Annotated in this window: 15 protein-coding genes; 11 read left to right on the top strand and 4 right to left on the bottom strand. The window is 60.1% G+C overall.

Annotation, left to right across the window (positions count from 1 at the left end):
- Positions 1-29: 29 nt before the first annotated feature.
- Positions 30-1,487 (top strand): MFS transporter, encoded by a 1,458-nt coding sequence (locus tag J3P75_RS12870; protein WP_434710908.1) that lies wholly within the window; start codon positions 30-32, stop codon positions 1,485-1,487.
- Positions 1,488-1,500: 13 nt separating this feature from the next.
- Here the strand turns inward: J3P75_RS12870 and J3P75_RS12865 are convergent, their stop codons facing one another.
- Complete coding sequence (locus tag J3P75_RS12865; RefSeq protein WP_434710907.1) at positions 1,501-2,349, bottom strand: LysR family transcriptional regulator; 849 nt, start codon at positions 2,347-2,349, stop codon at positions 1,501-1,503.
- 225 nt (positions 2,350-2,574) lie between these two features.
- On the opposite strand from J3P75_RS12865, the gene J3P75_RS12860 reads away from it, so the two are divergent.
- A complete protein-coding gene (locus tag J3P75_RS12860; RefSeq protein WP_434710905.1) occupies positions 2,575-2,967 on the top strand; it encodes a RidA family protein in 393 nt (130 codons plus the stop codon).
- An 83-nt stretch (positions 2,968-3,050) separates the two neighbouring features.
- Here the strand turns inward: J3P75_RS12860 and J3P75_RS12855 are convergent, their stop codons facing one another.
- Entirely contained in the window at positions 3,051-4,025 is a 975-nt protein-coding gene (locus J3P75_RS12855; protein ID WP_434710903.1) for a LysR family transcriptional regulator, read from the bottom strand.
- Between the two features lie 500 nt (positions 4,026-4,525).
- Between J3P75_RS12855 and J3P75_RS12850 the strand changes: the two genes are divergently transcribed.
- The 5 genes from J3P75_RS12850 to J3P75_RS12830 all read left to right on the top strand — a co-directional run bounded on the left by J3P75_RS12850 (position 4,526) and on the right by J3P75_RS12830 (position 8,739).
- A complete protein-coding gene (locus tag J3P75_RS12850; RefSeq protein ID WP_203421910.1) occupies positions 4,526-5,176 on the top strand; it encodes a response regulator transcription factor in 651 nt (216 codons plus the stop codon).
- Between the two features lie 310 nt (positions 5,177-5,486).
- Positions 5,487-6,992, top strand: coding sequence for an ATP-binding protein (locus J3P75_RS12845; RefSeq protein WP_434710902.1), 1,506 nt, complete (start codon positions 5,487-5,489; stop codon positions 6,990-6,992).
- The gene (locus tag J3P75_RS12840) at positions 6,989-7,681 is read left to right on the top strand and encodes an AraC family transcriptional regulator (RefSeq protein ID WP_434710900.1); all 693 of its coding nucleotides are present in this window, start codon (positions 6,989-6,991) and stop codon (positions 7,679-7,681) included. The genes J3P75_RS12845 and J3P75_RS12840 overlap by 4 nt, the downstream gene beginning before the upstream one ends.
- A 139-nt stretch (positions 7,682-7,820) precedes the next feature.
- A complete protein-coding gene (locus J3P75_RS12835) occupies positions 7,821-8,339 on the top strand; it encodes a hypothetical protein (RefSeq protein ID WP_203421908.1) in 519 nt (172 codons plus the stop codon).
- Positions 8,332-8,739 carry a response regulator transcription factor gene (locus J3P75_RS12830; RefSeq protein ID WP_239007564.1) on the top strand — a complete coding sequence of 136 codons (408 nt, stop codon included), beginning with the start codon at positions 8,332-8,334 and terminating at the stop codon, positions 8,737-8,739. Before J3P75_RS12835 ends, J3P75_RS12830 begins: the two co-directional genes overlap by 8 nt.
- A 116-nt stretch (positions 8,740-8,855) precedes the next feature.
- Here the strand turns inward: J3P75_RS12830 and J3P75_RS12825 are convergent, their stop codons facing one another.
- Positions 8,856-9,824, bottom strand: coding sequence for an MBL fold metallo-hydrolase (locus tag J3P75_RS12825; RefSeq protein ID WP_434710898.1), 969 nt, complete (start codon positions 9,822-9,824; stop codon positions 8,856-8,858).
- Positions 9,825-10,246: 422 nt separating this feature from the next.
- Between J3P75_RS12825 and J3P75_RS12820 the strand changes: the two genes are divergently transcribed.
- The 4 genes from J3P75_RS12820 (at position 10,247) to J3P75_RS12805 (ending at position 13,728) form a co-directional block, all read left to right on the top strand.
- Entirely contained in the window at positions 10,247-10,597 is a 351-nt protein-coding gene (locus tag J3P75_RS12820; protein WP_203421906.1) for a hypothetical protein, read from the top strand.
- Positions 10,598-10,750: 153 nt separating this feature from the next.
- The gene (locus J3P75_RS12815) at positions 10,751-11,770 is read left to right on the top strand and encodes a GlxA family transcriptional regulator (protein WP_434710896.1); all 1,020 of its coding nucleotides are present in this window, start codon (positions 10,751-10,753) and stop codon (positions 11,768-11,770) included.
- Positions 11,771-11,915: 145 nt separating this feature from the next.
- The gene (locus tag J3P75_RS12810) at positions 11,916-12,290 is read left to right on the top strand and encodes a response regulator (protein ID WP_434710895.1); all 375 of its coding nucleotides are present in this window, start codon (positions 11,916-11,918) and stop codon (positions 12,288-12,290) included.
- Positions 12,291-12,525: 235 nt separating this feature from the next.
- Positions 12,526-13,728: an NAD(P)/FAD-dependent oxidoreductase gene (locus tag J3P75_RS12805; RefSeq protein ID WP_434710893.1), complete on the top strand. Its 1,203-nt coding sequence runs from the start codon at positions 12,526-12,528 to the stop codon at positions 13,726-13,728.
- A 146-nt stretch (positions 13,729-13,874) separates the two neighbouring features.
- Here J3P75_RS12805 and J3P75_RS12800 read toward each other — a convergent pair whose 3' ends face one another.
- Positions 13,875-19,358: a trifunctional serine/threonine-protein kinase/ATP-binding protein/sensor histidine kinase gene (locus J3P75_RS12800; RefSeq protein ID WP_434710891.1), complete on the bottom strand. Its 5,484-nt coding sequence runs from the start codon at positions 19,356-19,358 to the stop codon at positions 13,875-13,877.
- Positions 19,359-19,624: the final 266 nt, after the last annotated feature.

The following is a 19,624-nucleotide window of genomic DNA, read 5'->3' as shown; positions in this document are numbered from 1 at the left end:
AAACCGAACGGTTTCAGACAGGAGACCTTATGCCTGCGAAAAAGGAAGCGACGCCGGAGCCACGGCGCTGGTTGATGTTCGCCATCCTGCTGGTCGGTGCGTTTTTGCCGCCTCTGGATTTTTTCATCGTTAACGTGGCGCTGCCCTCGATTCAGCAATCGCTGGGCACCGCCTCTGCCGCCGAACAACTGATCATCTCCTCGTACGCGACGCTGTATGCGGTGACGCTGATCACCGGCGGACGCCTGGGTGACATTTACGGCCGCATGAGGATGTTTTTCGTCGGCCTGGTGGGTTTTGCAGTCGCATCAGTTATCTGCGGCTTCGCCGAGTCACCGTGGATGTTGATCGTCGGGCGTTCGCTGCAAGGCGTCACGGCAGCGGTCATGGCGCCCCAGGCGCTCGCTTCGGTGCAGGCGATATTCCCCGAGTCAGAAAGGCCGTTGGCGCTGAGCCTGTATGGCGCGGTCTTTGGCCTGGCGTCGGTCATCGGCCAGGCCCTGGGCGGGATATTGATATCACTAAACCTGATGGGCCTGGGCTGGCGAGCGATATTTCTGGTCAATTTGCCGATCGCGTTGCTGGTGATCCTGATCGCTATTCCAGTGGTCAGGGAAACCCGTGCGCGGCAGACCACCCGGCTGGATCTGGGCGGTACGGTACTGTCCATGGTGACGCTTGCGGCGCTGATCGTGCCGCTGATCGAAGGACGTGAAGCGGGCTGGCCGTTGTGGGCCTGGCTATCCCTTGCAGCGGTGCCACTGCTGGCCTGGTGGTTCTGGCGCTACGAAGCCCGTCTACGCCAGTCAGGCGGCGCACCGTTGCTTGATCCTGCGGCATTACGTGCGCCGGGCCTTGGGCGGGCATTGCTCGTCGCGCTGAGCTTCTACTCGATCGGCGTGTTTTTCCTGCTGTTTTCCATTTACCTACAGGGCGCCCTGCGCACGAGTCCACTCGACGCGGGTCTGGTGTTCCTGCCTTTCGGCGCCGGATTTTTGCTGGGACCGCTCTCGACAAGGCAGTTCGGGCGTTTTCTGGGCGCCTATGTGAATCCCGTCGGCATGGCACTGGAAGTGCTGGGGCTTGTGCTGCTGGCCGCGCTGGTGACACAGACGCCAATGACCGCCAGCCCCGCTGCGCTGCCACTAGCCGTGAGTCTCTTCTTGATCGGTTTCGGCCAAGGGCTGGCCCTGCCAACATTGATGCGCATGATCACCGGGCGTGTGGCGCCCGCGTACTCGGGCATGATCGCGGGCATTACCAGTTCCACCCTGCAAATCAGCACCTCCCTGAGCGTGGCGATCATCGGCGGGATTTTTTACACCCTGCTGGGAACGGATACGGCCGCGGCTGCCATCACCCACGCCTTCACCGTCTCGCTAATGTGCATGGCGGCCTGCCTGACAGTCGGTACGGGACTGAGCATTACCCTGGCGCGCCAGCCGGCTGGCGGATTGCAGACCGCAGCGATGCAGCCGACCGAATGAGTCAACGGCCTGCTTATGAGCCGATCATGCTGGAGGCAAGGTCGGCAAGCGCACGCAAGCTGTCCATCTGGCGCATGTCCTGGTGGTAACCCATCCATATATCGCGACCCGGTGGCGGCTCATGCGGATCAATCAGGCGCAGCGCTGTCAGCCGGTCGCCCAAGGCACGCGGCAGTACCGCAACGCCCTGCCCGTGCGCGCACATTTGCGCCTGGACGGTACGGCTGCTGCTGGTGAACACGGTACGGGCCAGCGGGTAACGCTGCTGCAGCCACTGCACATCCGGGTAATGAGACTGGGCGACGCTCATGGTGATCAAGCCAAGCCCCTCGCCCTCGGGTTTTGGCTCAGGAGCATCGACGGCCGCGTACAAGCCGTAGCTCAGGGTCGTCAGCTTGCGGTGAACGATATCCGGTTCGGTGAACGGCACGATTCGAAACGCGATGTCGGCGTCGCGACGCGCCAGGTCGAACAATCGATGCCCGGCGATGACCTCGGGCACGATCAATGGATAACGTTTACCCAGCTCACGCAGGACCGGGGCCAACACATAGCAGGCGAACCAGTCAGCGCAAGAGATGCGCAACACACCTTCGGGCTGCGCGCTTTCCCCCGCGAGGCGCCTTTCGATGGCCAAGGCACTTTGCTCCATGTCCTGCGCCAGGCTGAGGACCTTCTCTCCGCTGTCGGTCAGTACCAGACCTTGGGCGGTGCGAAGGAAAATCGGCTGGCCGCTGGACTGTTCAAGCACCTGCAAGCGCCGCCCCACCGTCGGATGACTGACCCCCAACTGTTTGGCGGCAGCACCCAATGACCCGGTGCGGGCAACCGCGAGAAACACCCGCATATCACTCCAGTCCATGCTTTACCCCGTACAAAGTTGAACAGTGAGAGTGCTGCAATGGCGGTGCCGTAGCAATCCCGCGCGCTCCCTACTTGTTCGCACGAATGTTTGTCGACGCATCATGAGGAAGGTGGAGATGAAGACAGGTTTTATTTACAACATCATGCAGCCGATGACTCGAATGGACGCTGCTCTGGCCCTTGGGTTAATTTTTTGTTCGTTTATTCATAAGGTGCCACGACCATGACTGATCGTCAGATCATTGTTCCAGACAGCATGACATTGCTCTGTGAGCAGGCCGGATATGCACCCGCAGTAAAGGTGGGAAATACGCTTTACTGCGCGGGTCAGGTAGGCCGGACGCCGGAACTGGCAGTGATCGAAGATCCAGAACAGCAGTTTCTGGCAGCCTGGGAAAATCTCCGGCTCGTCCTCCAGGCCGGTGGCTGCGCATTTGCAGACGTAGTGGAAATGACCACATATCACGTCGACATGCACCGCCACATGTCGACATTCAGACGCGTGAAGGATGCAGTCTTTCCCAGGGGCACTTGCGCGTGGACATGCATAGGCGTCGCGGAGCTGGCTCGACCGGGTCTTCTTGTGGAGATCAAGTGCGTGGCCGTAGCGCGATGAAGTTCTTACACGCCCTGAATATGAGAATTCAATGATCCATTACAGCTGGACTTGATCCGTCAGCTCAAAGTCGCCTGATCCGGCTAATACGCCGCCTGCCAAGACTGAGTGCTGTGCCCGAGTGCTGACAATTTCGGCACTACCTGCAACTCGACGGGCGTACTGAGGCAGGCCTGACAACGCGACCGCAACCAGCGCTGGCCGACATCGTTGTGCGCCGCGCCGCGCCAGGCCATGGAGAGATTTCGCGTCGGAAGCGCCAATGGGACGGCCTCGGCCCGGATACCTTGGGCCAACGCCATCGCGCGCGCTACATAGTCGGGAACGATGGCGAGCATTTCGCTCTGCGCCAGCAACCTCGGCAATGCGCTGAATTGCGGCACCGTCAACACCACCTTGCGCTGGCGCCCAGACAGACTCAACGCCTGATCGGTATCGTCAGCCGCGTTGCCAACCGATGACACGACGATATGCGGGCGTTGGCAGAACTCCTGCAGCGTCACTGCCTCGGCGCGGTTGTCGGCACGCAATAGCATCGGCCGGACGGTACGCAGACTTTTGCGCCGCGCACTCGCCGGCAGATCGAGCGTATGGCTGATCCCCAAGGAAATTTCACCATTGAACAGCCGTTGCGACATTTGCTGCTGGTCAACGCGCAGCACGATCAAAGTGATGTTCGGTGCCTCCTTGCGCAGTTGCCGAAGCAAACGCGGCAACAGCGCGTATTCGACATCATCGGATAGCCCCACATGAAACGTCGCCTCACTGGTGCCCGGCTCAAATGACTGACAACGGCTCACCGCCGCAGCAATGCCATCCAGCGCCGGTGTCAGATTGGCGAATATGTCCTCCGCTCGTGCCGTCGGCTCCATCACCCTGCCCACTCGAATGAACAACGGATCATCGAACAGCTGACGCAAACGCCCAAGCGCGGCGCTGATCGTCGGTTGGCCGAGGAACAACTTCTCGCCAACGCGGGTAACACTGCGCTCATGCATCATCGTTTCAAATACCACCAACAGATTCATGTCGACGCGACGCAGATCATTTCTGTTCATGGACTTCACCACCCGGCACGCAGCCATTGAGTATTACCGACAGCGATCAGGTTACGACCCGGGTTGCCAGGCGTCTGTGCTACATCAGGTCAGGATGTTCATGCGTTGGGTGAGCGCTCTGATACTTGAGTATGAAACTGCAGAGACGGCTGAGGTGAACGGTTGTGTGCAGCTGATCCCTGTCTCGCATCACCTGCGACTGGCAGTTTTTCCGGGTTTTTTGTCCTAGCCGGTCACGCCGTCGGGCATCTAGCATGCTGAACCGATTTATTCGCTCCTGAAACGAACGACTATCGACGCGTGCGCATGTCTGCGTCTGGAGCATCGACAGCCATCCCGCGCCCGTTACGCTGGCGACCACAGGGAGAAAAGCGCATTGAATGCCTTTGGTCAGGCATCGATTCGCTTTGCAGGATCAGCGCTAAAATCGAGCTGGCGATTTTAGCTCTCGAGTCGGTGTCGCGCAGGCCCGGTCAGTCAACACCCTGGGAACACAAGCAATGAACAATCATCCCGCCCACAACAGTAATCCTGGCGAGCCGGTGGTCTACATCGTCGACGACGATGCCGGGTTGCGCGAATCGCTCGGGAGCCTGTTGCGCTCGATCGGCCTGCAGGTCGAGCTGTTTGCCTCGGTCGCTGAATTCATGAATCACCCGCGGCCGGACACCGTCAGTTGCCTGGTGCTCGATGTCCGACTGCAAGGCAGCAGCGGCCTGGATTTCCAGAACGAGCTGGCGGCTGCCGGCATCAGCGTACCGATTGTGTTCATCACCGGGCATGGCGATATCGCCATGACCGTGCGCGCGATGAAGGCCGGTGCCGTGGACTTTCTGACCAAACCCTTTCGCGAGCAGGATTTGATCGATGCTGTCTGCGCCGCGCATGCCCGCGACAAGCAGCGTCGCGAGTCCGGACGGCACGCGCAGGAGCTACGTACGCGCCACGCCACGTTGACGCCCCGGGAACAGACGGTCATGGCGCTGGCGGCTTCCGGTCTGATGAACAAGCAGATCGCGGGAGAGATCGGGCTAAGTGAAATCACCGTGAAGATCCATCGTGGTCAGGCCATGCGCAAGATGGGCGCGCGCTCGTTTGCCGATCTGGTGCGCATGGCCGAGGCCATCGCCGCGCAGTCGGCCAATCGCTGATAGCGCCTGCCCGCGCGGTGCGGCCATGCAACTCAGCGCGGCTAATACCTCGGTATAGCCGCGCCATACCTGGACATGCCTGCATTGACCCAATGTAGCGGTGCCCGACTCCATACCCTTGCCCTACCATCATTTCCCATAACAAGAACGGCCCGGGTGCGGCTCACGCTCGATTCTTGAATGCGTGATACAGCCGCCGCGCAAGAGCAACTCGACACGTTTATTTCTGCGTCATTCTGCCCGTCACTCAGTTTGTCCGGCATCAGCCCCAGGTTGCGTTGCCGCCCGACAGCAAAAACCGGAATAACAAATGTCTATCTACAAACGTCGCGCACAGCTTTTTTGTTCAGACGGCGTTGCCTGGCTGGCAGCCGTTGCCGTGGGCAGCACGATTTTCATTACCCATTCATACCTGGACTTTGATGTAGCACCCACCCTGTTCTATTTCACCCTGCTCTTCATGTCTGCCAACATCTTCCCCGTACCGCTGTTTATCGCTGTGGCCGCAGGATGCATCATCCATCTGACCGTCAGTTTCATCCTCGACGAAGGCTACCGCGACCACGGTTTGATCGGCGCTTTTGTTCGCTGCCTGATCGCCTTGATCACCACCAGCCTGCTTGCGCTGCACAGCAAGCGGGCGAACGAGACGCTGCGGCGCAACGCAGCGTTTTTTATCGGTGCGCAGAAACTCAGTCACACCGGCAGCGTTGGTTTCACCCTCAGCCCAGATAACAACGTCAGCGTGTCGTGGTCAGAGGAATCGTCGCGCATATTCGAATACCCACCCCTCGTAACGCCCACATTGAATATGGTCAAGGCCCGGACTCATCCCGATGACCTGCCGCTCATTGACGGTGTTCTGGAACAGGCAGCACGCCATCAGGATCTGATTGAAGTGGAGCATCGGCTGGTCATGCCCGACGGCCGGGTCAAGTTCGTGCAAATGATCGCCAGCCCATTGTTCAAGCACGGTAGCCGTTGCGAATACGTCGGCGCATTGATGGATGTCACGGCCGCCAGGCAAGCGGAAGAAGCGCTGTTTCACTCCCAGGCCACTCTTGCCCATGTGACGCGGTTGAGTTCGATGGGCGAGTTGGCCGCCTCGATCGCTCACGAGATCAATCAACCGCTCGCCGCCGTGATCACCAGCGGCGAATCCTGCAAACGCTGGATCAACCGACCCGAGCCGAACCTTGAAGAAGCCCGGCGTTCGCTGGATCGGGTCATACAGAACTCTGCACGAGTGTCCGACGTGATCACTTGCATCCGGGCGCTCTCACGGCAGAGCGAAGTACAGCGCAACACCGAGCGCTTCGACGATATCGTCAAGGACTCGCTGACGCTGATGCAGCATGACATCGCTCTGCACGAGGTCCGACCGCATGCACAACTTGGCGCCCCCGAAGCGTTGATCAAAGGCGATCGGGTGCAACTGCAGCAAGTGATCATCAACCTGATCATCAATGCATGCCAGGCCATGGCCAATGTCCACGACCGGCCCCGCACGCTGCGCATCAGCACCTCGCTGCAGCAAAACGAAGCGGTACTGCAAATCACCGATTCCGGCGCCGGCATCGCCGAGGACATTCTTCCTTCGTTGTTTGACCCCTTCTTCACCACCAAGCCGACAGGCCTGGGCATGGGCTTGTCGATCTGCCGTTCAATCATCGAATTCCACGGTGGGCACATCTGCGTGGACAGCACCGAAGGGGTCGGCACGCAGTTCCGCTTCACCCTGCCGCTGCATGACGTCAGACACGAACCGTGCGCGTTTCCAACCCCGTCAACCGTATACAAAGGCCTGGAACAGTGATTACTTCGCACGACACACCACAGGCAACACCGGGTAAACCGCGCAGCGTCATTTTCGTCGCGTATCCGCAAATGGGTCTGCTTGACATGAGCGGCGCCCAGACGGTGTTCTGGGCCGCGACCCGACGTCTGGCTGACCTCGGCCTGCCCGGCTACACGCTGCATACCGCGAGCCTGCGAGGGGGGCCGATACGCACCGCCGAAGGCCTTACGGTGCAAACGATTCGTCTGGGAGACCTGACACTGGAGCCGATGCACACGTTGATCGTCCCAGGCTCGCCGTATATTCGCCAGGCCTTGGTTGACAGTTCGCCGCTGGTGGAGTGGTTGCACAAGGCGTATTCCAGGGTCGAACGGAGCACCTCCGTATGCAGCGGTGCGTTTTTTCTCGCACGGGCCGGGTTGCTCGACGGCCTGCGGGTGGCGACTCACTGGGCCATGGCGGATCAGTTCGAGCGCTTGTTCCCACAGGTCGAACTGGATCGTGAAGCGATCTTTGTCGAGCAGGGCCCGGTGTGGACCTCGGCGGGCGTCAGCGCGGGGATAGACCTGTCTCTGGCACTGGTCGAGGCGGACCACGGCCGCGAAGTAGCCATGCAGGTGGCCAGGCGCCTGGTGGTGTACTACCGGCGCCCGGACAATCAGGCGCAATGGAACCCGTTACTGCAGTCGCAATATTCAACGCAGTAACCGCATGCCCATACTCGGGTATGACGGTCATGCCCCCAGGTGCTAGCACACCGTCTCCACGTAGGAGTGTTATCGAGCGTGGCGGGACTTAAGCTGGCCTTCCCTTACCGCGCCGCAGCGCCAGCCCGAGACGGTTGTCATGAATGCACCTCAAACGCTTTACCAGCTCCGCCACTCGTTTCGCATCAGTCGATACGGTGCTCACACATCCTTATCCACTGCCGAGCGCATCGACGTCCTCGAAGTACTGGCGCAAATGTCTGGCACGACGCAGAGCCTTCAGGCGCAGTTCGATTACCTCAAGCAGATGCTGCGCAATGTCAGTTTTCTGCCTGTGCGGCAGCTGTTTCAACAACTGGCCGGCACCACCTCTGACCATGCCCGGTTCCTCGCCATCAGTATCGTTGACTTGGGTGGCTACGTAGAACCTGCAGGGCTGTACCGCTTCAACGAAATTGCACACAGCCATTTTGCCGATTACTTGACGGAGATAAAACGCAGTACGAGCCGGCTGCAGGCTGAAGTTAACGGTTTACGTGCCCATCAACAAAGTGCCGCAGCCAACAACGATTTGGCAAGCAAGAGACTTTTTCAAGAGTGCGTGCGCCGTCATGCGCGACTTCTGCATTTGATCAGCAGTCACTTGCTCCATGAATAATCGGGACAACGACATCAGGTTCGCCATGCTTGACTCCGCTGTTATTGCCGTCGTTGATGACGATGAGCTTATTCTCGTATCACTGGGAAGTTTGTTGCGATCTTGCGGTTATACCGTGAACACGTATAACAGCGGGCTTGCGTTTCTGCAGTCCGGCGGAGCGGCGCATACCGACTGCCTGATATCGGATATTCAAATGCCTGGCATGTGCGGAGTGGAGTTGTACGAGGCGCTGGCAGCAAAGAGCGTGCATATCCCTACCCTGTTCATCACAGGAAGGCCGGGGCCGCCGCCGCAGTTCAGTGCCCGGGTCAGAAGGCCGGAAGGCTATTTTTCCAAGCCGTTCGATATCCAGGCGCTGTTAGCCTGTATCGATCGAGCATTGCAGCGCCGGCGCTGAACGCGCCAATCCGTTTCCGTACGACGATTGCGCACGCGGCGTGCGTTTGATCCAGCTTCAGGCAGGGTCAAACGCACGCCGCGTATCGGCGTCGCTACAGGTTGCGTATGGGCGACTCAGTAATCCCAGAACGCGGCGATCCAGCGAAACGCATCCCCATCAACGGCCACGCGTCCCACCGAGGGGAACGGCAAATGAGTCGCAACAAACCATTCGCCGCTGGCTGCGGCTTCACGCATCAGGCGCACCCGCACACGCACCGATTCCTCGGGGTCGTGCTCGAAGCCGTTGTGCCAATCGGGGTGTTCAAAGGCTACGGGAAACAGCGCATCGCCAGCGAAGGTCAGACGCTCGCCGCCGGAGTTCACGTAGACCACGCTATGCCCGGGCGTGTGGCCACCGGTGAGTTTCACCACCACACCCGGTGCCACCTGGTATTCATCATCAAAGGTTCGCACTTTGCTGCGATAGGTATCGATGAATTGTCTGGCGGTTGCGCGCAACACGTCGGGCACTGGCGACGGCATGACGGTCTGGGTGAAATCCGGCGTTTCCCAGAACGCCACTTCAGTGGCCGAAACATGGATGCGCACGTCTGGACGCAAGCGGTTTTTCACCTCATCGACGAGCAAGCCGCCGACGTGATCCATGTGCATGTGAGTGACCACCACGTCCGTCACCGAGCCAAGATCGATGCCGGCCGCCTCCAGTCGCTTGGGCAGTTGACCGGCACGGGGAAAGCCCGGGAACTGACCGCCCAGCCCGGCATCGACCAGGATGATCTGCTCGCCGCTGCGCACCACCAGAACATTCAGCGCCCAGTCGAATGCGTCCGGGCCCAGGTACATCTCTTTGAACCAGGCCGCGCGAGCAGCCGGATCGGCATTGGTCGACATGGTTGAGGTGGGTAGCGGCAGCACACCGTCGCTGATCACCACCACATCAATATCGCCGACCCGCAATGCATAGCGTGAAGGCACCAGTTCCTGCACGCCGCCGAAGGTCGACCCTACCGGCTGACGAGAAGCCACCTGTTGGTCGCTGCCGGGTTGATGGGCAAGGGAATGGTTCAGATACGTTGACATGATCGCGCTCCTGTTTGAGTGATACGGCAAAACACCGGGCCAATGCCCATGTTTGAAGAGAGCGCCTGCAAGCGCTCCTTGCCCAGGAGTGTGCACCGCGACCACACCCGCAAGAACCATACGCGGGTATAGGAGAAACGCCTGTTCAGTTCATTCAACCAATATCGAGGCGGTGGCGAGCCATACCAATGTATAAGCGCCAGCCCTGCGCCAACCCCAACAGTTGCGCTCTACCCGTCCGGCTCGCTGCACCGGGAACTTCACTTGCGAGTGACAGCGTTCCTTCAAATCCATACCTGAGCATAAGTGCCTCATACCCATAGACGTACCGCAGCAACCCATTGCATGAGTGTCGATTTTTCCTCTCGCCTTAAAATCCATGGTGCCGTTGAACTTCCACATTCGATAAATGGGTGAACTCAATGAAACTTGCAAATCTGGTGTTCAGCTTTACCTTGATGACCGCCATCGGCTCTCAGTCATCGATCATCTACGCCGCCGAAGTGCGCAATGGCGGCCGCGCCGAGGGCGATCGAAATGCACCGACGCCGCTGCTCCAGTACACGCTCCAAAAGGCTCCAGAACAGAGCATCGCCGAGGGCGGTGCCGACCGTTTGCATGAACGAGGACTGGCCGCCGATGGTTCCGATCATCTCAAGCAAAACCGCATGGCTGAAGGAGGGTCGGATCGCTTGCTGGAAAACCGCGTAGCGGACAATGGCAACGTCAATGTCTATCGGGCCGTGCCTGGTTTCTGCATGGCCTGTCGCTGAGTGCTCGCCCTCTTCCTCACGCTTGCAGATTGTTCGCGTCGTCAGGAGGAGGTTTTACCCAGGCTGCGGCGGCTGGCGCGCTCGGAATTTATGCCTTATAACCGTCAAGCCGCGCCCTTGCCTGCCTTGCCCACACCAGAACTTCAACGACTCATGAACTCGATTCTTGCCGACACACACTCACTTGACCCTCTAAACGCGCATCCGCGCGCTGTGGTGTTCGTGGCGTATCCGCAAATGGGTCTGCTGGATCTGACCGGCGCACAGACCGTGTTCTGGTCCGCCTCGAAAATCATGACGCTACGCGGTCTGTCGGGCTACAGCCTGCACACGGCGAGCCTGGCGGGCGGGTTGATCGCCACCGCCGAAGGCCTTGCGGTTCAGACCAGCGCATTGAGTCAGTTCGACGACGCCTGCATCGATTCGCTAATCGTGCCCGGCGCGCCGAATATTCGTCAGGCACTGTCCGATAACGCCGCGTTGATTGACTGGGTGCGCCTGACATCGGTCAAGGCCAGGCGTGTCGCCTCGGTGTGCAGCGGCACGTTCCTGCTGGCTGCCGCCGGCTTGCTTGACGGTCTGCGAGCGACCACGCACTGGGCGATGTGCGACATGCTGAAAAACGGCTTCCCGACCATCAATGTCGACCTTGATGCCATCTTTATCCAGCAAGGCACGCTGTGGACCTCGGCGGGCGTGACTACCGGCATCGACATGGCACTGGCGCTGGTCGAAGCCGATTGCGGGCGCGACGTAGCCCTGGAGGTGGCGCGGGAACTGGTGGTGTTTCTCAAGCGGCCCGGCGGTCAGGCGCAATTCAGCCAGGTGCTGCAATCGCAGACCAACGATCGCGGCGACTTCGATGGCCTGCACGCGTGGCTGAGCGAGCACCTCGGCGCCCCCCGCCTGACGGTCGAAGCCATGGCCCGCCAGGCGCAAATGAGCCCGCGCAACTTCGCCCGCGTCTACAAGCACAAGGTCGGCCGGACCCCTGCAAAGGCTTTGGAACTGCTGCGCCTTGAAGCGGCGCGACGCTTGCTCGAGGACTCTGAGCGCAACATTGATCAAATCGCCGGATTGTGCGGCTTCGGTGATGAAGAGCGCATGCGCGCGGCCTTTCTCCGTCACCTGACGATCACGCCGCGTAACTATCGCAGTCGATTCTCGCGCTGACGACTCGCTGGCGGCCACCGCCAGCGAATGAAAGTTCACGCGGATTTCTATACACACGTATAAGTACACCGCCCTTGAGAGCGGCGTATCTTGCCGACATGGCGGGCGTCCTTGCTGGGCTACCCGAGAGAGCCCAGGGAAAGAAATGGCCCACACTGCTGTTGTTTCGGTTGTCGATGATGACGAGTCCGTGCGCATGGCGCTGGACAGTCTGCTGCGGTCCAACGGATACACCGTGCAACTGTTCGCCACGGCTGAGGCATTTCTGACGTCTGCGGCCGCGCCAGACACCCGCTGCCTGATCTCGGATATCCAGATGCCCGGCCTGTCCGGGATTCAAATGTATGACCAGCTCTGCGCCCGAGGGCTGCATATTCCGGTCATTTTCATTACTGGCTTTCAAGGATCGCCACCCCAGGTCAGCGCGCAATCGGCGCCACCGGTGGCCTGGTTTCCCAAGCCGTTTCCCTGTTGCGAACTCCTCAACTGCATCGACGCCGTCGTCAATCGCCCCGACTGACCGCCGCAACGGCCTCCTATACCCCGGTATACCCGGCTCACACTCAGGCATGGCGCCGCTGACCCTAGGTAGAAGTGTCACGCGCGCCCTGTCCCGATAGCATCATCGTCAGCGAATCGAACCGCCACGCGTACCGCGATGATTATCGCAGCCAAGGCATTCCGAGGGCCAGACGATGGTCCGGCTCGAAGCGACAGCCCCATCAACGATTCATTTATTCTTCAGGAGTCATCCGATGAAACAGCACATTCTGGTTATTGGCGCAGGATTTGGTGGAGTCTGGAGCGCCCTGAGCGCCGCTCGCCTGTTGGACCAGCATGATCGTAACGACGTACTGATCAGCGTGCTCGCTCCTCAGGCGGAGCTGCGCATCCGTCCGCGCTTCTACGAGCCGGATGTGCACACCATGGCGGCGCCGCTGGGCGAGTTGTTCGACGCCGTCGGGGTGAAGTTCGTCAAAGGCGTCGCGGACACAATCGACACCGGAAACAAGCAAGTCACCTACAGCGATGCCAGCGGTACGCAGGGCACCTTGAGCTATGACCGTCTGGTGCTGGCGGCTGGCAGCCGGGTCATCCGTCCGGCACTGGAGGGCATGATCGAGCACGCTTTCGATGTCGATCAGATTGAAGAAGCCACGCGCCTGGAAGCCCACATCAAGTCATTGAGCAACCTTCCGCCGAGTGCGGCGCGCAACACCGTAGTGGTGGCTGGCGGTGGCTTTACGGGGATCGAAACAGCCACCGAGATGCCGGCTCGCTTGCGCACCGCATTGGGCGACGACGCGAAAATCCGCGTGGTCGTGGTAGACCGCGCGCCGCAGATCGCTGCGTCACTGGGCGACGGCATCCGCCCTGCGATTGTCGAAGCTTCGAAAGAACTGGGCGTGGAATGGATCGTCAACGCCTCGGTCGTGTCGGTCGACGCAGGGGGCGTGACCCTCGCCGATGGTCAGCGCATTGAAGCCAGCACGGTGATCTGGACCGTTGGTTTCCGCGCCAGCCCGCTCACCGAACAGGTTGCAGGCACACGTGACCTGCAAGGCCGACTGCATGTTGACGGCCACCTGAAAGTATTGGGCCACAAGGATGTCTTCGCCGCCGGTGACACCGCGTACGCCGCCACCGACACGGTTGGCAATTTTGCCGCGATGTCCTGCCAGCACGCGATCAGCCTGGGCCGTTATGCCGGCAACAACGTCGCAGCAGACTTGCTGGGCGTCGAACCGATGACCTACAGCCAGCCCAAGTATGTAACCTGTCTGGACCTGGGGGCCTGGGGCGCTGTGTACACCGAGGGTTGGGATCGTCAGCTGAAACTGGTCGGGCAAGAAGCGAAGGAGCTCAAGACCCAGATCAACACAGTCTGGATCTACCCGCCGGCCGCTGATCGCGCTGCTGCGCTGGCCGCCGCCGACCCATCGATTCCAGTGGCGTGAGTGGTCAAACGTCTGCGCCTGGCATCCGTTCTCAATTCCAGTGCCTGATTTGAAGTTTCGTCCCTGACCGGCGCGGCGCTCTCCTTGCTGTACCGGCACTTCCCAGACGCCCGCCATTGAAGTTTTGGCCGGGCGTTTTTTTATTGTCAGAGTGGCGCCTCTGCGGGCAGCACGAACTGGACTACAGCGCCACACGGCTGGTTGGCGCAAGCCCAGAGCTGACCCCCATGCACCTCGATGGTCGAACGACAAATCGCCAGGCCCATGCCCAAACCACTGGGTTTGGTGGTGTAGAACGGCGTGAACAAGCGCTCGTTCGACTGTGAACCGAACCCCGGTCCAGAGTCGCTGACACTCACCCTGACCTGCCCCGCTTCGTCGTACTGAGTGCAAATGCGCAACTCGCGACGGCCCGCGCCCATGCCGCTCATGGCTTCCAGTGCGTTCATCATGAGGTTGAGTACGACTTGCTGCAACTCGACCCGATCGCCATTTACGGCGGGCAAATCGTCACGCATGTCGACATGGATCACAACGGCACTTTTGTCGGCCTGACCGCGAGTGATTTCAATGACTTCGCTGATCACGTCATTGAGATTCACCGGCTCCCTGGGCTGCGGCGCTTTGCGTATGAGACCACGGATGCGCGCCAGCACTTCACTGCCGCGATTGGCATCCTTGACGATACGCTCCAGACACAGGCGCACTTCCTCGACATTCGTCGGCTGCGCCGCCAGCCAGCGCACCGCCGCTTGTGCACTGGCCAGTGTCGAGGCCAGTGGCTGGCTGACTTCATGCGCAATTGATGCAGCGAGCTGGCCCATCGTGGCTACACGACAGGCGTGCGCCAGTTCCGTTTGAATCTCGCGATAGCGCTGTTCGCCTTCACGGTGTTGTGCTTCGGCCTGCTTGCGTTCGGTCAGGTCCAGAACGAACGCCACACCATTGGCTGGTGTGCTTTCGAGCAGAGCCAGACCGACAAGCACTGGCAGGCGGCTGCCATCTTTGCGCAAGTATTGCTTCTCGAAGGGGGCTGCGCGTCCCGTGGCGAGTGCTTGCGCAAGCGCGTTTTCACTCATGTGCAAAAATTCCGGCGGGGTCATATCCCGCCAGCGTACCCGGCCGCGCAACAAATCTTCACGCTCGTAGCCAACCATGCGCAGAAACGCGTCGTTGGCCTCCATTACCTCGCCTTGGGCCGTCCAGAACAGAATGCCGATAATATCGGCATCGACCAATCTACGGATTTTCGCTTCGCGCATTTCAATATCGCGGTACAGACGCGCATTGACCAGCGAGATCGCGGCCTGCGAGGCCACAAGTTTCAGCGCGGCGATCCGCGTGGGGCTGAATACCCGTGGTGCCAGATTGTTTTCCAGGTACAGGGCGCCTATCAGTTGCGCCTGATGCAACAGCGGCAGGCACAGCACCGACCGGGCGTGATGCTCACGAACGTACGGGTCGGCGGCAAACGGCGGTTCGTGCAAGGCGTCATCAAGGAACAGGTTCTCCTCGGTTCGCAGGACATGTAACAGAATCGACTGAGGAATCAGCGTGGCACTGACCGGCTCATCGCGCAGGGACAACTGCGTCACGTCATCACGGGTCGTTGCCTGGGCCGCGATGCGTTGCTCGCTGGCCTCAAGCAGAATCAACACACCGCGCTCGGCGCCCGCCTGTTCGATCGCTGTGCGCATGACCATTTCGATCAGCTTCTCCAGAACGATTTCACTGGAGGCCGCTTGAGACACCTTCAGCACCGTGGCCATATCGAGCTGATCCACGGGGGTGGCGATCGTACTGGTCGGGCCGGGCAACGGCGTTTGCGCCTGCAAAAATACATGGCTGGCTTCCAGTTGCCGGACCTTGCCGTCGGCGCCCCAGCGCTGATAGGCATAACGCGCGTCCTGCAGGTACATCCTCGCAATCTTCGTCAGGCAACGTTCGGCATAAAAGCGCGCCGCCAGTTCGTTGGCCAGCGCCTCGATGTGCACAAACCCGCTGTCCTGGGCCAAATGAATCGCCGTTTCGTAGTATTGCTCGGCTTGCAGCGCTCGCCCTTCGATGCGGGCTATTTCGGCCCCCAAAAGCATCGCGTGGCTGGCGTAATTCTGCTTACACAGGTCGGCCCACGCTTGCAGTTGCTGATGGTGAGCCGCGATCAGCTCCAGTTCAGTTTGCCGATGGGCTTTTGGCGCGATGCTACACCGGGCAGCCGTGGTCAGGGCGCTGTAGAACACGTACTCGGATTCTTCAATAAACGCGTGTGAAGCGCGCAACAGCTGCCGCGCGGCGTTCCCGGCCCGAGTCGCCGCTGCGTAGTCGCCGGCAAAGTAACGCGCTTGCAACGTGCGAATCGAGCGCCAGCAGGCCGAGACCAACGATGTTCCGTGGCGCAGATTGTGCACATCGCCAGGGGCTGATCGCTCGGGTTCGAGACTTCCGAAGAGTTGCGTCTGGCCTCGGAGCATCTGGATGAACGCCAACTGCGTTTCGATAAAGTCGATGCCCACGGCGAAGCCGATTTTGCGGGCATAGGCCAAACCGCTTTCAGCTTCTGCCTGCACCTCGGCCAAGGGCTCGCCAGCGGCCAGCATGTTCGATACCAAACTGTTACCGGCAAAAGCGCCTACCGGCAGATCACCGGTTCGGTTGGCAACTTCGAATACCTGACGCAACGGCCCGTGACAGCTGCGCACCGGCTGCACCCAGCGCTGGGCAAACAGCAAAAAAGCCAGTTGCGTGCGCGCCTGATAACGCTCCAGACCGCGCAGCTCCACCAATCGACAGCCCAACTCAGCAAACGCCAGGCCGGCCGGGTAATCGGCAAAACGCCGGCCAGCAATCCGCGACACGTTGGCATAGGCCACACAAGACGCATCGCTGTTGCCGAACTCGATGCTCAGGTTGATGGCCCTGCCTATCGCCAGACCCGGCAGGTTCCCATCCATGTGCAAGGCTGCGACTATCAGCTTGGTCAGCGCTTCGAGCGCCGCCAGGGCAGTGGCGTCCTGCATGGGTGCCAGATCGATCAACGATCCGATACTGCGACTGCCGAGCTGCCGGCCGATACGCAGGTATTCGTCACGCACCTCATCGTCCGAAGGATGAGGCGGCCAGTCGATGCCCAGATGGCGCAGAAATCCCAGACACACCGCCACCGCGTTCTCGCTTTGATCCAGAATCAGGTAAAGATCGACTTGCAGACATGCCACCTGCGTACGCTCCTCTATGGTGACGGCGCACTCGGACAACCGCTGCAGACGTGCTTCGGCGGCGCGCAGTTGCCGGGTGAGGAATTCGCACAAGGCCTTGCCGTACTCAAGGGCGAAGATCAACTTTGCATGCGGGTCCCGACAGCCCGGAGCGAGCAACTCCGCGCCCAGGGAGTAATACTTCAGCGCCGAGGCATACGCGGTAGATGCCCTGGCGCGCTCGCCGGCCAGCCAATTGAGCTGCGCCAGTTGTACGCGCTCCGACTGTTGATCCATTAACGGCACACCGCGATTGAGCTGACCGACGATTTCGAAAATCGCCTCGGCGCGTTTGTGCTCCGGTGTCTGCTCGAGCAGCAAACGGCCAATCCGTAAATGCTTTTGCACCCGCACGTTCGGTGCAATCAATCTATAAGCCGCTTCCTGAATCCGGTCATGGGCAAATCCGTAGCCGTCGTCTCGATGAATGATCAATTCACCCTGGATAGCGGCCCACAGCGACGAATGGACCTGCGGCACAGGCATGGCAAGCAGAGAAGACAGGCTGTCAACGCCTGCGGTATCCCCCAGACATGCCAATGCCTGCAGCGCCTGCTGAGTGGCCGGTGGCAACTGCACGAGTTTACCGACCATCAGGTCAACAACATTGTCGGTATAGCCTTGAGCATGAATGAGCTGGGCGTCCCAGTGCCAGCGTCTGTCCTCATGGCGGAAAACAAGCAGGCCTTTCTCGACGAGGGTTTGCAAGAACCGAATGACAAAGAACGGATTGCCCAGGGTTCGCTCAAGCACCAACTGCGCGAGTGTCGCAATGGACGTTTGTTCTGCGTGCATCGCGTCAACCAGCAACGCTTCGACATGTGCAGTGGCGAGCGGCGCCAGGACTATCTCCTGCACTCTGCCGCCTGCCGCTCTGATTGATAGCAGCCTGGCGGTCAAGGGGTGCGCGGCATCGACTTCATTGCTGCGATAGGCCCCGATCAATAACAAATGAGCCATCCGCGAGCGCGTCAACAGTTCCTCGAGCAAATTCAGCGTCGCGCCATCCAGCCATTGCAGATCATCCAGAAAGAGCACGAGCGGATGTTCGCGTTGCGCAAACACACCGATAAAACTGCGTAAAACCTTTAAAAACCGTCGTTGCGCCAGAACAGGCTCCAGGTCAGCCAGCGTCGGGGGCTCACCCATGATCAACTTCAGTTCAGGGATCAGGTCCGTCATCAATCGCGCATCGGCACTGAGCGCGGCCTGCAAAGCGTCGCGCCAGGTGCCGACCTGCGCATCGCTCTCGCTCAATAATGTGCGCACCAGCCCTTGAAAGGCTTGCACCAATGTTGCGTAGGGCACGTCGCGTTTGTATTGATCGAACTTGCCGCCGGCAAACAGCCCCTTTGCCGGGACCAGCGCGCGATGCAATTCATTGACGACAGAGGATTTGCCGATTCCCGAATACCCAGAGACCAACAACAGCTCGGGCTGCCCGTTTTCGGCGATGCGCGTGAACGCATTGACCAGCGTCTCGACGTCGGCGTCGCGCCCATAGAGCTTCTCGGGTATGGACAAGCGGCCAGATGTACCTCGTTCGTCCAGACTGAATGAGTAGATGTGCCGTTGCCGTTGCCACTGCGTCATGCAACGTCGAAGGTCCTCTTCGAGACCTGTGGCGGACTGGTAACGCTCCTCGGCAGTTTTCGCCAGCAACTTCATGACGATGCACGAAAGCACTGGCGGCACGGTGGCGACCCGGGCGCTCGGCGACATGGGCGTACGCGCGATATGGCAGTGCAGCCACTCCATTGGCTCGGTAGCGTTGAACGGCAGCGATCCGGTGAGCATCTGGTAGAGCGTGACCCCGAAGGCATAAAGGTCGCTGCGTGAGTCGACCGACCGGTTCATTCGCCCGGTCTGCTCGGGCGCCATATAGGCCAGGGTCCCGGCGAGGACTTCCGGCGATTGCACGCTCTGCCGTTCACGTGGCAGACGCGAAGCCAGGCCGAAGCCGGTAAGCCGCGCCCGCCCATCATGGCAGTCGACGAGAATATGCGCAGGTTTGATGTCTTTGTGAATCAGGCCGCAGCCGTGCATTTCCCCCAGCGCTTGCGCAATGCTGATCGATATCTGCAGGAACGTTTCGATAGCCATCGGTGCACTGAGCAACTCAGCGAGTACCACACCGCCGGGATCCTCATAGATCACGTGCGCTCGACCATTGTCGTGCAGCAGCTCTGTAGGACGTATCGCCCACCGTTTGTCGAGTTGATCTTTCAGTGAGTACTCGTGAGCCAACCGATCAAGACTGGAGCGACCCGGCTGTTCAGCCGATGTCGACGCTACGAGAACTGCAACAGCGCAAGCATCCGACGCTCGTCTACCGCGACAGAACACGCGTTCCGCGTCACTCCAGAGAACCTGCATGCCTTGATTCATAGCGTTCGCAGCCGTTGGTAAACGTTTGATCATCAAGCCCCCTGCCACTTCCGCCACAACGCAACGTAGCCAGCAGCGGCCGGGAGAAGAAAAACGACTGAAAATCTTCGCAGTAAAACCGAAACCCGACAATCAACCATAGGTGTTAATGCAGGCACTTACCGCGATGAATGGGATTGGATTTCCTCCTTGAACCGTCTCCTTTCAGCGACGCCGGGAAGCACTCGATCACTTCGACGTCCGATAGCAAGCGC

Origin of the sequence: Pseudomonas sp. R1-1, assembly GCF_051132135.1 — a bacterium.
Classification (GTDB): Bacteria; Pseudomonadota; Gammaproteobacteria; order Pseudomonadales; family Pseudomonadaceae; genus Aquipseudomonas.
Note: the sequence above shows the minus strand (reverse complement) of the source record. Positions and strands in the feature narration are given on the sequence as shown.